Genomic DNA, 15287 nt, shown 5'->3' with positions numbered 1-15287 from the left:
ATAATATCCCTCTAGTCAATTGGCGGTAATCCGTTATTACACTAAATAGTCATAACCTTTGAGAGTTAAGAAATTGTCTAATTCATCGCTGGTTGCCAAGTGCGACATCAAATAAGTCGCTTCTTCAAAACGGCCGTTATCAATGCGTTCTTGGCCTAACTCTTGTTGTAATATCTGCATTTCTTGGGCCAACATTTGAGTAAATAATGCTTTAGTAACCACTTGACCATTGGATAACGTTTTACCATGTTTTATCCATTGCCAAATGGAAGCGCGAGCAATTTCAGCCGTCGCAGCATCCTCCATTAAGCCATAGATAGGTACACAACCATTACCTGAAATCCATGCTTCAATATATTGCACTGCTACTCGAATATTGTGTCGCATACCGGCTTCTGTTCGCTCACCATCACAGGGTGCTAATAATTCTGCTGCCGTAATCGGTGTATCTTGTTCACGGCTCACATCCAGTTGATTGGTACGCTGACCAAGCACATCATCAAAAATAGCCCGTGCGGTATCTGCTAACCCTGGATGAGCGACCCACGTACCATCGTGGCCATTATTAGCTTCAAGTGCTTTATCGGTTTGGATTTTATTTAACACCCATGCTTGCTGTTGTGGATCTTTGGCTGGAATAAACGCCGCCATTCCCCCCATAGCTAATGCACCACGACGATGACAAGTACGCACTAATAAACGTGAATAAGCATTAAGAAATGGTTTTTCCATCGTCACCACTTGGCGATCAGGCAAAATGCATTCAGGGAAATTACGCAAGGTTTTTATATAGCTAAAAATATAGTCCCAACGTCCGCAATTAAGCCCAACAATATGCTCTTTAAGATTAAATAATATTTCATCCATTTCAAATGCAGCAGGTAATGTTTCAATCAATACCGTTGCTTTTATGGTACCGCGAGTTAAACCAAATTCATCTTCGGTATAACTAAAGACATCACTCCACCATGCCGCTTCTCGGTAAGCCTGTAGTTTCGGTAAATAAAAATAAGGACCGCTACCTTTGGCTAATAACGCTTGATGATTAAGATAAAAATAAAGTGCAAAATCCAATAATGCTCCTGGAATAGGCTGACCATTCCAAAGTATATTTTTTTCAAGTAGATGCAGACCACGAACACGGCAAATCAATACCGCTGGGTCATCATTAAGCTGATAGTGTTTACCTGTTTGGGGATGGGTATAACTAATGGTGCCATTAACAGCATCACGCAGATTTTGATGACCATCAATAATCGCATTCCACGACGGAGAAAAAGAATCTTCAAAATCAGCCATAAATACTTTTACGTTAGCATTTAACGCATTAATCACCATTTTACGATCGACAGGACCAGTGATTTCTACACGGCGATCTTGTAAATCATGGGGAATATTTTGTATTTTCCAGTCAGCCTCTCTGATAGCTCTTGTTTCTGGTATAAAATCAGGAAGTTGACCGCGATCAATCGCTAATTGTTGTTGCTCTCGCGCCTCTAATAATAACGGTACTCGTTCAGCAAAGCGTTCAACTAACCGCTCAATAAACCCTAACGCATCGGCAGTTATAATTTGTTGTTGCTGCTCCGTCAGAGGTTGCTGCAGTAATAACTGAGTACGATCGTTTGCTTGAATGGCTGTCTTTATCATATACGCCTCCAGCATGTAACTTAATCACTACTTTTATCAATAACAAAAGCAATGATTCCCTGTTAAATTATTTAAAGCCTATATTTACGTTGCCGTAACCATAGTTGGAATGCAAATAAATAACAGTAATTAGAAACGCAACAAAAAACACAAACTCAATACTATCAATGAATTAGATTAAACCGTAAAATATGTAAAATACCAAATTCACAAAAATCTTAGCTATTTACTCGGAATTTAAGTTTATACATAAATAACAATTTTTTGTTAGTTGTTACGTAATTAAATTACATAAAATCTGATAGTAATATTGAGTTAAAAAGGCGTTTAAAACAAATAGTCATAGTTTATTTTTATATAAGATGATGATTAGTAAAATAATTAACTGCCAAAAAACAAAATAATAAAACAAGTTGTGTTAGAAGGTAACGGATAAGAAAGGGATTAATTTGCACGCTGAAACAAATTTATTCAACAAAACAGCGACTTATAGATAGATCGCTCGATAATATAATCTTTTAATCATTAGTAAAAAAGCAGTATATTCAACTAAAAACTGTTAAATATAACCTCGGTCAATATAGAACTCACAAAAAAGCCTAAGTAACCATAATAATTACCCTAAAATCACAGCATAATTTTTATCATTACTTGAGGCTTTAATACCATAATTAGCCATTAAACGAACTTACAGTAAACTTTTAACGATCTCTCCAAGCTTTTCAAAAGCAGCTGTACGGCTTGATGTTGGTCGCCACACCAAACCAATTTCACGATAAGCATCTTGACCCGGTGGTTCAATAACCACTAGATTTTGATTTTCTAAAATACCGTGTTTAATTGCCATCTGTGGAATAAATGTCGTTCCTAAACCATTAGCAACCATTTGGACTAAAGTATGTAAGCTAGTTGCCGTAAATGGATTGATTTTTTCTTTAGACGTCAATTTACAAGCAGATACCGCATGCTCAGTCAAACAATGCTCTTTCTCTAGTAAGAAAACTGACTTATCAGGCAGATCAGCATAATGCAGCGGGATTGTCACCGACGCTGCTTGATTTTTACTGATCACCATTTTAAATGCGTCACGACCGACAATCTGACTCGACATACCATGAATATCGACAGGCAATGCTAAAATTAATACATCCATTTCACCATGCTGAAGCGCCTCCAATAAATTAGTGGTGGTATCTTCACGCAAGAGCAAATTGAGCTTGGGATATAACGTATTAACTTGTTGGACTAAACCACATAATAAAAAAGGCGCGATTGTCGGAATACAACCAACCCGCAATGGTCCTTCCATACCATCACCACAACAACGAGAAAGCTCAACAAGATCACGACTACAAGCTAATAACTCTCGTGCTCTACTGACTATTTGTTCGCCCATAGACGTAAAGACTAACGTTTTAGCCTTGGTATCACGTTCAACTAAGTGACAATCAAGTAACTCTTCAAGATTTTGAATACCAGAACTTAATGTCGACTGGCTCACAAAACATCGTTTAGCGGCTTCGCCAAAATGATGTGTTTCCGATAGAGTAACTAAATAATGAAGCTGTTTAAGTGATGGAAATTTATTCATCGTATTTTTCGATTACTTCAATCTGTTTATTCCGCTTTTTTCAATTTAACAGTTTAGCTATAGTTTGTCTTGTCCAAGTATGGAGCCCGCCTAAAAAGGTTGGCAAACCCCAATATTTAAGGAGCACCAAAATGGTACTAGTAGGTCGTCAGGCACCAGATTTTACTGCTGCAGCTGTTCTAGGTAACGGCGAAATTGTTGATACATTCAACTTTTCAGAATTTACTAAAGGTAAAAAAGCAGTAGTTTTCTTTTACCCACTAGACTTTACTTTCGTATGCCCATCAGAGCTAATTGCTTTTGATAAACGCTTTGAAGATTTCCAAGCGAAAGGCGTAGAAATTATTGGTGTTTCAATTGATTCACAGTTCTCGCACAACGCATGGCGTAACACTGCTGTTGAAGATGGCGGTATCGGTCAAGTTAAATACCCATTAGTTGCTGATATTAAGCACGAAATCTGTAAAGCTTACGATGTTGAGCATCCAGAAGCTGGTGTTGCTTTCCGTGGTTCTTTCCTTATCGATGAAGACGGCATGGTTCGTCACCAAGTAGTTAACGATCTACCATTAGGTCGTAACATCGATGAAATGCTACGTATGGTTGATGCATTGAACTTCCACCAGAAGCATGGCGAAGTATGTCCTGCACAGTGGGAAGAAGGTAAAGCAGGTATGGATGCATCACCAAAAGGTGTAGCAGACTACCTATCTGAGCACACTGCAGACCTAGGTAAGAAGTAATTACCAGTTAACACCATGCTCACGGTGTTATAAATCGCATTAGTGCTACATAGAGCCAAAGTCAGCTCAAATAAAAAATACAATGAGGCTCGGAATATACCGAGCCCTTTTTTTAACTTCATTTTCTACCCACCGCACATTATCAATCGCCACTATTCGCTCCCTCTGCAATTATCTTCTACACTGAACATCCTCTTTTTATACGACTGCTAATAATCAATGACTATTCAACTTGAAGTTTGTATCGATAATCTTGAATCACTGCGTTATGCCGCACAAGGTGGCGCAACTCGTATTGAACTATGTTCATCATTAGCTCTCGGTGGATTGACGCCCAGTATGGGATTTATGCATGCCGCAGCTAAATATGCCACCGTTCCCGTATATGCGATGATTCGCCCACGTCAAGGTGACTTTCTGTTCAGCAGCGAGGATGTCGAAATCATGCTAGCCGATATTTATGCAGCTAAGCAGGCAAAATTACAAGGTGTTGTAATTGGAGTATTAACGCCACATGGATTAATAGACAGCGATATTGTTACTCGCCTCGTTAAACAAGCTCAAGGTATGGGGGTCACCTTTCATCGTGCTATTGATCAGTGTGTTGAGCCAATAGCAGCGTTAGATGCGATTATGGCTGCTGGTTGTGAACGAATTCTAACATCCGGTTTACACGCTAACGCTTATGACGGTATTGGCATGATTAAGCAAATGCATCAATACTGCGGTAATCGGTTAAAGATTATGGCGGGTGCTGGCATTAACAGTCAAAACGTACGAGAAATTATTACTCAAACAGGCATTAATGAGATCCATCTATCAGGCAAAACCACTCGCCCAAGTGGCATGATCACCGTCGCTAAGCAAGCTCATATGGGTAATGCTGATATTGATGATTTTGAGATCCCAATTACAGGTGAAGCAAACATAGCTGCAGTTGTCACTCAACTTCAGGCGTGACAATAACGCCACGCTATCGTTTAATCGGGACGTATTATCTCACTATAGATTATCACGTCCCTGTTTATTTTAGCGATGCAATAACGTAACGAGCTATAACATATTTTTAATATCTTCTGGATTAGTATGGCGAATATCTTTGCCTTGCACAAAATAGATAATATATTCGCAAATATTTTGGCAACGATCACCAACCCGTTCAATCGATCGCGCAGCCCACATCACCTTCATGACATTAGGTATCGAATTAGGATCTTCCATCATATAAGTCATTAATTGACGTATAATAGCTTCATATTCACGATCTATGCGGTCATCTTCTTGATAAACCTCGATCGCCGCTTTTACATCCATTCGTGCAAACGCATCTAAAGTCTCATGTAACATTCGCACCGCATGCTGACCTAACGATTCAAGGGATACTAATAAGTTATACTGCTTATTAGTAAAATTCTCAGAAGCAACTTTAGCAATACTTTCCGCAACATCACCTATACGCTCTAAATCGGTAATGGTTTTAATAATTGCAATCACCAGCCGTAAATCACTCGCCGTCGGCTGGCGCTTAGCGATAATACGGGTGCAGGCTTCATCAATCGCAACTTCCATCGCGTTTACTTTGTGATCATCTTTGATCACTCGCTTAGCTAATTCTTCATTTTGCTTATGCAATGCTTTTAAACTATCGGCTAATTGCTGCTCGACCAAGCCCCCCATCGCTAATACATGGGTACGAATACTTTCTAATTCATGATTAAACTGACCAGAAATATGACGGCCAAGGCTAATTGTATTTAACATTCTGTCGATCCTTAACCATAACGCCCTGTAATATAATCCTCAGTACGTTTTTCTTTGGGAGTGGTAAATATATCATTGGTACTAGTATATTCCACTAGTTCCCCCATATGCATAAAAGCAGTTTGATCTGACACTCTCGCTGCTTGCTGCATATTATGAGTAACAATGATTACGGTATATTTAGCCTTGAGATCATTAATTAGCTCTTCAATGGTCAAGGTTGAGATCGGATCCAATGCAGATGTCGGTTCATCTAATAATAGAATTTCAGGTTCAATCGCAATCGCACGCGCAATCACTAATCGTTGTTGCTGGCCGCCAGACAAACCAAACGCATTTTCATGCAAACGACCTTTCACTTCGTCCCATAATGCTGCGGATCGTAATGAGTTTTCAACGGTATCGTCAAGGACTCGTCGATCGCTGATCCCTTGTAATCGCAACCCATAAACAACATTTTCATAAATAGACTTAGGGAACGGATTTGGTCGTTGAAACACCATCCCGACTCGACGTCGTAGCGCGGCAACATCGACATTATTATCATACACATTCTGGCCATGAAGCATGACTTTACCGTCAATATGACAGCCATCAATAAGATCATTCATGCGATTTATGCAACTTAGCAAGGTTGATTTACCACACCCAGAAGGACCGATAAACGCAGTAACTTGCCCTTTAGCAATCCGCATATTGATATCAAACAATGCTTGAGTTTGACCGTAATGGAGATTCAAGCCTTCGATTGATAATGCCGTTTTATCGTCAGGCAGTAACGATAAATCCAACGGCTCAAACAATCCCATTGGCGAGTGGTCGGTGAAGAGAGAACGATCGTTATACATAGTTGATCTCGTGTTATTGATACTCACAGCTATTGCTCTAAAGCGCGGAATTTTTCCCGAAGGTGGTTACGAATAGCAATTGCAGTTAAGTTCAAACTGATAATAACCGTCACCAATAAAAATGAGGTGGCGTACACTAATGGACGCGCAGCTTCAACATTAGGGCTCTGAAAAGCAACATCATACACATGGAAACCTAAGTGCATGAATTTTCTATCTAAGTGAACATATGGGAAGTGCATATCTAGTGGTAATGTTGATGCCATTTTTACCACCCCAACAAGCATTAATGGTGCAACTTCTCCCGCAGCTCGTGCAACGGCAAGAATAAGTCCAGTCATGATTGCAGGACTCGCCATTGGCAATACAATTCGCCATAAGGTTTCGGCTTGTGTCGCCCCGAGTGCTAATGAACCATTACGCACTGAACTCGGAATACGCGCTAAACCTTCTTCAGTTGACACAATCACAACCGGTAATGTCATGATGGCTAACGTCAATGCGGACCATAAAATACCCGGAGTACCAAATGTCGGGGTTGGTAATTGGGCTGAAAAGAACACATCATCAATAGTGCCACCAACCATATACACAAAAAAGCCTAACCCAAATACACCATACACAATCGATGGTACACCCGCGAGATTAATCACCGCAATCCGAATTAGTTTTGTAAAACGATTATTACTAGCATATTCATGTAAATAGACAGCAGCAAGCACGCCCAATGGTGTCACCATTACGCTCATTAATAGCACCATAAATACCGTACCAAAAATGGCAGGAAAAACACCGCCTTCAGTATTGGCTTCACGTGGCGCTTCAGCTAGAAATTTATATACGTGGCGTCCCCAATGCTGCACTTTTTCAAGCCACGACAAATTATTTGGTCGCCACATATCCAAAATTTGCATCATTGGAATTGTTACATTATTGCCACTTTGATCGCGTAATACTAACGCGTCATGGTCTAGTTGCCCTTGTAGTGCAAATAACCGATTTTCAATATTCTTATAAATCGTATTGTAATTTGCCTGCTCACGTTCAATACGTAAGCTATCATCTGCGGTCAATTTACCACTTAATTCTAGTCGCCGTTTTTCAATTCTTAGTCGTTCTAAATGCCAATTAATATTTGCAATCTCGTTGCCTTGTAATGAGCGTAATTCGGAACGTACTTTATCGGCTTGTGCTAATGCTGCTGGTAATTGTGATAGCGATTGTGGTTCACCAGCTTCGATCACCTTTACTGGATAGCCATAAAACTTACCATTGCTTTCACGCTCAACCACCGCAATATTATTAGCGACTTGTTGATGAATAATTTGGGTACTTAATACCGTTAAGAAATCTAATGCGCCCTGGTCACGATTACCGGTTTTAATTAAATAACGCGGCACACTGTCTTGGGTAAACTGACTAACATCAACCCCAGCATCCGCAAGCTGATCTACTGGAACCATAGTGCGTTGATAAAGTTCACCAATCACCACTTGCTGTTTACCATTAAGGTTAACATCAAATTGATATACAGGTGCTGGCCAGAAATAACTCAAGCCTTTATAACCAATCAATAATAATAAACCGAGTACAGCAACCAAACTTAAGCTGACCGCACCCGCTGTTAACCAAATCCATGGTGAACCAGATTTAAACCATTTAATCATTGCTGTATCACTTATTATAACGAACTGTATTTTTCGCGTAATCGTTGTCGAACGACTTCAGCAATTGTATTAAATACAAAGGTAAACACAAACAATACAAATGCCGCTAAGAACAGCACTCGATAATGTGAACTACCCACCTCTGATTCTGGCATCTCAATGGCAATAGTTGCAGCTAAGGTGCGTAATCCTTGGAGTAAATTCCAATCCATAACAGGGGTATTACCCGTTGCCATTAACACAATCATGGTTTCCCCCACCGCGCGCCCTAAACCCATCATAATCGCCGAAAATATACCAGGACTTGCCGTCAACAATACGACCTTGGTTAAGGTCTGCCATTGGGTTGCACCTAAAGCTAATGACCCTTTTGTTAAATGTGCTGGTACCGAGAAAATAGCATCTTCAGCAATGGTAAAAATAGTTGGAATAACCGCAAATCCCATTGCTATACCGACAATTAACGCATTACGTTGATCATAACCAATACCTAAATGGTTGTTTAAATACCCTTGCAAATCACCATTAAAAAACTGCGTTTCAATCCATGGACTTAAACCAAAACAGCCATAGGTCACCGCTATAATTACCGGAATTAACAATGCGATATGGAAACCATTAGGAACACGTGAGCGCCATTGCCCCGGTAGCATTGACCAACTCCAGCCAACAACAATAATACTTAATGGTAAAAAGAATATTCCAAGTGCGATCCCTGCAAGATATTGCTCAACAATCGGTGCCAACCATACTCCGGCTAGAAAACCCAAAATAACCGTCGGCAATGCTTCCATTAATTCTACAGTCGGTTTAATAACTTTTCTGACTTTATTTGACATAAAGTAAGCAGTGTAAATAGCCCCAGCAAGTGCTAATGGAATAGCAAAAAACATCGAATAAATCGCAGCCTTAAGGGTACCAAATACAATTGGTACTAGACTTAATTTAGGTTCAAATTCATCACTAGCAGAGGTTGATTGCCATACATAATCAGGCTCAGCATAACCTTCATACCACACTTTCTGTAATAGTGATGAGAGTCCAATATCAGGATGAGCATTTTTAACTTGGTAACTCTGCCAACGACCATCATCAAAGGTAACTAACAAATTAGCTTTAGGAGAAATGGCAATATCAGTCGGTACTTTGCTAAAGACTTTTTCTTTGTATATTACCTTGCGCTCGGCAGTGTAATAAGCCGAGGTAGTACCATCTTTTTGAATCGCAAAAAAACCCTTACGGTAATATTCTGGTACTATTTTCACTAAGGGGCTAGCCGAGAACTGAAACGTTCTCACTTTAATTAATTGCCGTTGCCCTTCTTTAACTGCTTCAAACCATTGCGAAATAGTATTATTAGAGTTAGTTATTAATAATGAATTAGCGCCAGATAATAAGGTAATGGAAACAGGCTTACTGCTACCCGTAGCAACATTTTCAATTTTACGCAGAAAAGCGCTTTTGGGGGTTAACTTATATAAATATAAATTTGAGCCACTTAATACATACAGCGTCTTACCATCTGGTGTTAATTGAAAGTCATCAATTTTCACAGGGGTATTATTAATTGCAAACTGCTGCTGCTGCCAACCTTGCGCGCGTTGTATGACATTTTCAGGTAGCAGTAAACTCAAGCCATAAAGGTGGTTAGTCGCAGTCTTACCGACCACGACGGTGCGATCATCTCGACCAGAAATAGCTAACTGAGTGATTGCTTCTCCTGTTGGCGCGAGCGCTAACGGTGTTTTACCAAAAGGATATTCAATACTGGGTTGCAATTGCTTATGTGCATCAGCAAAAGTCAATGCAAACTCGGGTTTAACTATCGTCACCTGACCTTGCGTAGTGCCATAAGCGATCATGCCATCACGTGGCAAACTAACGCCATATGCGGTTGGATTAGCAATAATTGCCTGCTGTTTGACCACATCGGCTGATTGAGACTGTGAGGGTAATTTTACAAAAGTAACCTTACCATCACGACTAAAACGGTAAGCAATCGTATTACTGTCATCAACCCCTAATAATGCAGTTTTACTGGCTACAGGTAATGAAAAGTGCTGTTTAGGAGTAACAGAAACAGACGAAAAAATAGGTACAATCACATACAACAAATAAAAGAAAATCAGCATTAAAGTGATCAAAACAAAAATACCGCCAGCAGTAACACCAATCCGGGCTAATGTATCTTTACCACGGCGAAAGCGGTTCTCTTTCCTTAATAATGTGCTGGCGTTTGCCATTATGACCTCTAACCTATTTATACGCTTAAAAGTGTATTGCTATTTTATGACAGATTTATGACAACCATAACCATGAGAATTATTTGAGTTGGCTAAATCACGTTTTACGGCCATGCTTAAAAAACAACCACAAAAAAATGCCACCATAATGTTATAACGACAAGGGACCGACGTGATGAAACAACTGATTGTAACCATAATTGGTAAAGATAAACCTGGGCTTGTAGAGCAATTATCTGACACCGTCTACTTCAATCATGCTAATTGGGTAACGAGTTCACTCAGCCAGCTTGGCGGTCAATTTGCAGGCATAATACAAATAGAAGTTGCAACTGAACACTTTATATCACTGCGCCAAGCTTTAACGAAAATTGAAGCGCTACAAATACACATCGTCGAAGATCACACCCAAGCGGCTATACCTTATGTTGCCCAGCAGCTCACAGTTACTGGCAATGATCGACGTGGTATTGTTAAAGAAGTCACTCGTCACTTAACCTTGCTCGGAATTAATATTGCCAAATTAAAAACCGCGACTCAAAGCGCACCTAACTGGGGCTACCCTATTTTTGAGGCTGAGTTTCAATTACACACACCACCAGAAATTAACGCAGATATGATTCAGCAACAACTTGAGCAGTTAGCAGATGATTTAACTATAGATATTGAAACGCTTAGCTAAATCAATCAGATGGCATACACTAAAGCAATGTAACGCGAATCATCATGCTTTACCATGCCATTTTATATCAAATATCATATTGATGGCTGCAAAGTAGCAAGGATATTGACACCGAATGACCATCAATAATCGTTATCTTGAAAAAGAGCTCAGCTGGCTATCATTTAATGAACGGGTATTACAAGAGGCTGCAGACAACTCAGTACCGCTTCTTGAGCGAGTACGTTTTCTTGGTATCTATGCCAATAATATTGATGAGTTTTACAAAGTGCGGGTGGCCAAAGTTAAGCGCCAACTATTACATAGTCACGGCCAAGATAATCAAGCACAACAATTATTAGATCAAATTCAACAACGAAGCTTACAAGCACAACAAACCTTTGATGTCATTTATGATGCGCTACTGATTGAAATGACACAACAAGGTATTTATCTGATAGATGAACATCAACTCCACCCTCATCAGCAACTATGGCTTAAACCCTATTTTCGTCAATATATTCTGCCCCATATTACGACGATTTCGCTGACTAACAGTATTGATTTAGTGCAACGTTTACAGCATAACTGTGCGTACTTAGCGGTAATGATCAACCGAGGTTCTAAGGTTGATTATGTTTTAATTGAAATTCTAACTGAAAAATTACCCCGCTTAGTGCAACTCCCTAGCAGTAACAACCAGCATCAGTTTATTTTTATTGAAAATATTATCCGTCACTGTATCTGGGATATTTTTAATGATCTAACCGCAACCGCTCAGCTCAGCGTTTATGCGCTTAAAATAACCCGCAATGCTGACTATAAGCTTGAGGCTGATAGCAATGATATATTGCACCAACTATCCCTACAGTTAAATCAACGTCTAACGGCAAAGCCTATCAGGTTAGTGTATCAACACACCATGCCATCAAAATTGCTTCGGTTGTTATCTAACCAACTCAAGCTATCATGTTTCGATACAATTATTGTAGGCGGGCGTTATCAGCACTGTAACGATTTAATCACTTTTCCTACTATCGGCAATAAATACCTTAATCATGCTCCGTTGCCAACTATCGATAATTACTCTTTCAGCGGTGCTAAAACAGTTTTTAGCGCAATAAAAGCCCAAGATATTTTATTGTATTACCCTTATCACAGCTTTCAACATATGCTTGATTTTGTACATCAAGCAGCGTTAGATCCCGCTGTTCGCCAAATTAAGATTAATATTTATCGAGTCGCTAAACAGTCACTCATTATTGATAGCTTAATTACCGCAGTCCGTAATGGCAAACAGGTAACAGTAGTAGTAGAACTGCAAGCTCGATTCGATGAGCAAGCCAATATTGATTGGGCACAACAGTTAACCACGGCCGGGATCACGGTATTATTTGGTATTGCTGAAGTAAAAATCCATTCAAAACTATGCCTTGTCAGCCGTCAAGAACAACACCAATTGGTTCATTACGCTCATATCGGTACAGGTAACTTTAACGAGCAAACCGCCAAAAGCTATACTGACTTTTCACTATTTACATCCCATGCAGAGATAACTCATGAAGTACAGCAATTGTTTGATTATATTGCTAACCCCGCCACTAAGGTCAATTTCAACTATTTAATTGTATCGCCAACCAACGCGAGGCTTCGTCTATACGCACTTATTGAGAATGAAATTTACCATGCTCAACAAAACCGATCGGCTGGTATCACCCTCAAACTGAATAATTTAATTGATAAAGGCTTAATTGATCAGCTTTATCGCGCAAGCCAACATGGAGTTAAGATCCAATTAATAATCCGTGGCATGTGCAGTCTAATTGCCAATATAAAAGGCATCAGTGAAAACATTACCATTATTAGTATTGTTGATCGTTTTCTTGAACATTCGCGGGTGTATATTTTTACCAATAATGACCGGCCAAAGGTGTTTATTTCTTCTGCTGATTGGATGTATCGTAATATAGATCGGCGAATTGAAGTCGGCTGTCCTATTCTATCACCGCAACTTAAACAACGTATTATCGACATTATTAACCTCCAATTGGCCGACACTGTAAAAGCGCGCATTGTTGAACAATCAATGAGTAACCACTATATAAAACGTGGAAAACGCCGTAAAATACGTTCCCAAACAGCTATTTATAATTATTTAAAACGTAGTGAAGATCAATCACGTCGTCTGGCACGTAAGGAGCAAAAACATCATGCCAAATCATAACCAACACCACGCTCCTCAGCCACGACAAATTGCAGCACTTGATCTTGGCTCTAACAGTTTTCATTTGGTCATTGCGCGGGTTATCGGCCAACGTCTGCAAATTATCAGCCGTTATAAACAACGTATACATCTAGCATCAGGGTTGGATAATCAACATAACCTTAGCCAGGACGCCATTGAACGCGGATTAGCATGTTTAGCTATGTTCGCTGAAAGGCTTCAAGGTTTTGAACCTGAAAATGTACGTGTCGCTGCAACTTATACCCTTCGGCAAGCACGTAATGCTGATATTTTTATTCGTCGTGCTGAAACCATTATGCCTTACCCCATTGAAATCATCGCTGGCACAGAAGAAGCACGATTAATTTACTTAGGTGTCGCCCATACTCAACCCGAACAAGGCAAAAGACTGGTAATTGATATTGGTGGCGGTAGCACTGAATTAGTGATTGGCTCAGGATTTGAAACAGATAAGGTTTGCAGCAAACATATCGGCTGTGTGAGTTACACTAAAAAATTTTTTGCCGATGGTAAACTCAACCTAACCAATTTCGCCGCGGCACAATTAGCGACACATCAAAAGCTAGAAACGATTGTTAATCAATATAAACAACTTGGCTGGCAGAAAGTATTAGGCGCATCCGGTACAATTAAAGCAATTCAAGCAGTGTTAATTGCCCAAGGGCACCGTGATGGAATACTCACTCAGCCTCGATTACAGCAATTAATCACCACAATCATTGCTTGCAAACATCAGCATAAATTAATCTTAGTCGGGTTAAGTGAGGATCGACAACCTGTTTTTGCTGCAGGGGTCGCGATTATAAGTGCCATATTTTCAGCATTGAATATTACTGAAATGCATTTTTCAAACGCAGCACTGCGTGAAGGATTATTGTATGAAATGGAACAACGTTTTCGTCATTGCGATATTCGCAGCCGTACTGCTACAGCAATAGCACAGCAATATAATATTGATATGCCTCAAGCTCAACGCGTAAAGAGCACCGCGATAGCGCTATATACTCAAATTGAATCATCACCTACCGATAATCACGCAGAATTAGTCACTTTACTCGCTTGGGGATCATTATTGCATGAGGTTGGTTTAAGTATTAGTTATCCAGGGTTTCACCGCCATTCAGCCTATTTATTACGCTATAGCATCATGCCGGGATTTAGCGTCGATCAACAAACATTGCTCGCAACATTAGTTCGCTTCCAACGTAAGCGATTGAAACTTGGTGAAATTCCATCACTGACGATTTATAAACGTAAGCAGTTATATCCATTAATAAGAGCATTACGGCTTGCTGTTACTCTTAACGGTCAACGTAGTATTATTCCTTTACCGCAGATTATACTCACAGTCAATAACGAACACTGGCAATTAACTTTGCCGAAAAATTGGCTAACAACCAATACTCTACTCGCAGCAGATCTAGTAACAGAGCAACAATACTGGCATAAAGCAGGCTGGCAATTAACTATTGCAGAATTAGATAGCTAATATTCAATAAAAACACTTAGACACCATATAAAAATGTACCTTTTGAATTCTTTTTAATAAGAATGGATATAAAAGTTATATTCTTTGATTACATTTATTATTTACAATTTAATAATAAAATTCAAATAGCAAAAAATAAAACTTTAAATATTTTTTACTACATCACAATAACCACAAAGTTTAAATAAAATATATCCACATATCAGAAACCGTTTATTTAATATCGAAAAACACTAAAAAAAACAATAATTACACTCAATAACTATTATTACAACCAATGATTTTATATAATTACTAGATTTTATAAGCTTGTATATTTATTGATTTTATATCTATCACAAGTTATATTAATTCATCGAGCTTATAATAAACATAACATATACTTATAT

11 protein-coding genes are annotated in these 15287 nt (G+C 39.2%); 5 read left to right on the top strand and 6 right to left on the bottom strand.

Annotated elements, in window-relative coordinates:
• Positions 1-36 precede the first annotated feature (36 nt).
• Both aceB and C0W29_RS03975 read right to left on the bottom strand, forming a co-directional pair.
• Complete coding sequence (aceB, locus tag C0W29_RS03980; RefSeq protein WP_045045514.1) at positions 37-1650, bottom strand: malate synthase A; 1614 nt, start codon at positions 1648-1650, stop codon at positions 37-39.
• A 688-nt stretch (positions 1651-2338) separates the two neighbouring features.
• The gene (locus C0W29_RS03975; protein ID WP_036795867.1) at positions 2339-3241 is read right to left on the bottom strand and encodes a hydrogen peroxide-inducible genes activator; all 903 of its coding nucleotides are present in this window, start codon (positions 3239-3241) and stop codon (positions 2339-2341) included.
• 131 nt (positions 3242-3372) lie between these two features.
• Here C0W29_RS03975 and C0W29_RS03970 point away from each other — a divergent pair, with 131 nt between their 5' ends.
• Positions 3373-3984, top strand: coding sequence for a peroxiredoxin C (locus C0W29_RS03970; RefSeq protein ID WP_036795868.1), 612 nt, complete (start codon positions 3373-3375; stop codon positions 3982-3984).
• Between the two features lie 219 nt (positions 3985-4203).
• A complete protein-coding gene (locus C0W29_RS03965) occupies positions 4204-4944 on the top strand; it encodes a copper homeostasis protein CutC (RefSeq protein ID WP_045045513.1) in 741 nt (246 codons plus the stop codon).
• A gap of 93 nt (positions 4945-5037) precedes the next feature.
• On the opposite strand, the gene phoU is transcribed toward C0W29_RS03965, so the two are convergent.
• The 4 genes from phoU to C0W29_RS03945 form a co-directional block, all read right to left on the bottom strand.
• Positions 5038-5745, bottom strand: coding sequence for a phosphate signaling complex protein PhoU (gene phoU / locus C0W29_RS03960; RefSeq protein WP_036795870.1), 708 nt, complete (start codon positions 5743-5745; stop codon positions 5038-5040).
• A gap of 11 nt (positions 5746-5756) precedes the next feature.
• Positions 5757-6554 carry a phosphate ABC transporter ATP-binding protein PstB gene (pstB, locus tag C0W29_RS03955; RefSeq protein WP_173425437.1) on the bottom strand — a complete coding sequence of 266 codons (798 nt, stop codon included), beginning with the start codon at positions 6552-6554 and terminating at the stop codon, positions 5757-5759.
• Between the two features lie 68 nt (positions 6555-6622).
• The gene (gene pstA, locus C0W29_RS03950; protein ID WP_045045512.1) at positions 6623-8260 is read right to left on the bottom strand and encodes a phosphate ABC transporter permease PstA; all 1638 of its coding nucleotides are present in this window, start codon (positions 8258-8260) and stop codon (positions 6623-6625) included.
• A 14-nt stretch (positions 8261-8274) separates the two neighbouring features.
• Positions 8275-10503: an ABC transporter permease subunit gene (locus C0W29_RS03945; protein ID WP_045045511.1), complete on the bottom strand. Its 2229-nt coding sequence runs from the start codon at positions 10501-10503 to the stop codon at positions 8275-8277.
• A 175-nt stretch (positions 10504-10678) separates the two neighbouring features.
• On the opposite strand from C0W29_RS03945, the gene C0W29_RS03940 reads away from it, so the two are divergent.
• The 3 genes from C0W29_RS03940 (at position 10679) to ppx (ending at position 14898) form a co-directional block, all read left to right on the top strand.
• The gene (locus C0W29_RS03940) at positions 10679-11185 is read left to right on the top strand and encodes a glycine cleavage system transcriptional repressor (protein ID WP_045043395.1); all 507 of its coding nucleotides are present in this window, start codon (positions 10679-10681) and stop codon (positions 11183-11185) included.
• A 115-nt stretch (positions 11186-11300) separates the two neighbouring features.
• Positions 11301-13388 carry a polyphosphate kinase 1 gene (gene ppk1 / locus C0W29_RS03935; RefSeq protein ID WP_045045510.1) on the top strand — a complete coding sequence of 696 codons (2088 nt, stop codon included), beginning with the start codon at positions 11301-11303 and terminating at the stop codon, positions 13386-13388.
• Positions 13375-14898 (top strand): exopolyphosphatase, encoded by a 1524-nt coding sequence (gene ppx, locus C0W29_RS03930; protein WP_107174079.1) that lies wholly within the window; start codon positions 13375-13377, stop codon positions 14896-14898. The genes ppk1 and ppx overlap by 14 nt, the downstream gene beginning before the upstream one ends.
• Positions 14899-15287 lie beyond the last annotated feature (389 nt).

Source organism: Photobacterium kishitanii, from assembly GCF_003026355.1.
In the GTDB taxonomy this organism is placed as follows: Bacteria; Pseudomonadota; Gammaproteobacteria; order Enterobacterales; family Vibrionaceae; genus Photobacterium; species Photobacterium kishitanii.
Note: the sequence above shows the minus strand (reverse complement) of the source record. Positions and strands in the feature narration are given on the sequence as shown.

Coding starts and splice junctions, on each gene's coding strand:
- C0W29_RS03975 (WP_036795867.1), bottom strand. CDS start 3,241: ATGAATAAATTTCCATCACTTAAACAGCTTCATTATTTAGTTACTCTA.
- ppk1 (WP_045045510.1), top strand. CDS start 11,301: ATGACCATCAATAATCGTTATCTTGAAAAAGAGCTCAGCTGGCTATCA.
- C0W29_RS03945 (WP_045045511.1), bottom strand. CDS start 10,503: ATGGCAAACGCCAGCACATTATTAAGGAAAGAGAACCGCTTTCGCCGT.
- C0W29_RS03970 (WP_036795868.1), top strand. CDS start 3,373: ATGGTACTAGTAGGTCGTCAGGCACCAGATTTTACTGCTGCAGCTGTT.
- ppx (WP_107174079.1), top strand. CDS start 13,375: ATGCCAAATCATAACCAACACCACGCTCCTCAGCCACGACAAATTGCA.
- C0W29_RS03940 (WP_045043395.1), top strand. CDS start 10,679: ATGAAACAACTGATTGTAACCATAATTGGTAAAGATAAACCTGGGCTT.
- C0W29_RS03965 (WP_045045513.1), top strand. CDS start 4,204: ATGACTATTCAACTTGAAGTTTGTATCGATAATCTTGAATCACTGCGT.
- aceB (WP_045045514.1), bottom strand. CDS start 1,650: ATGATAAAGACAGCCATTCAAGCAAACGATCGTACTCAGTTATTACTG.
- phoU (WP_036795870.1), bottom strand. CDS start 5,745: ATGTTAAATACAATTAGCCTTGGCCGTCATATTTCTGGTCAGTTTAAT.
- pstA (WP_045045512.1), bottom strand. CDS start 8,260: ATGATTAAATGGTTTAAATCTGGTTCACCATGGATTTGGTTAACAGCG.
- pstB (WP_173425437.1), bottom strand. CDS start 6,554: ATGGGATTGTTTGAGCCGTTGGATTTATCGTTACTGCCTGACGATAAA.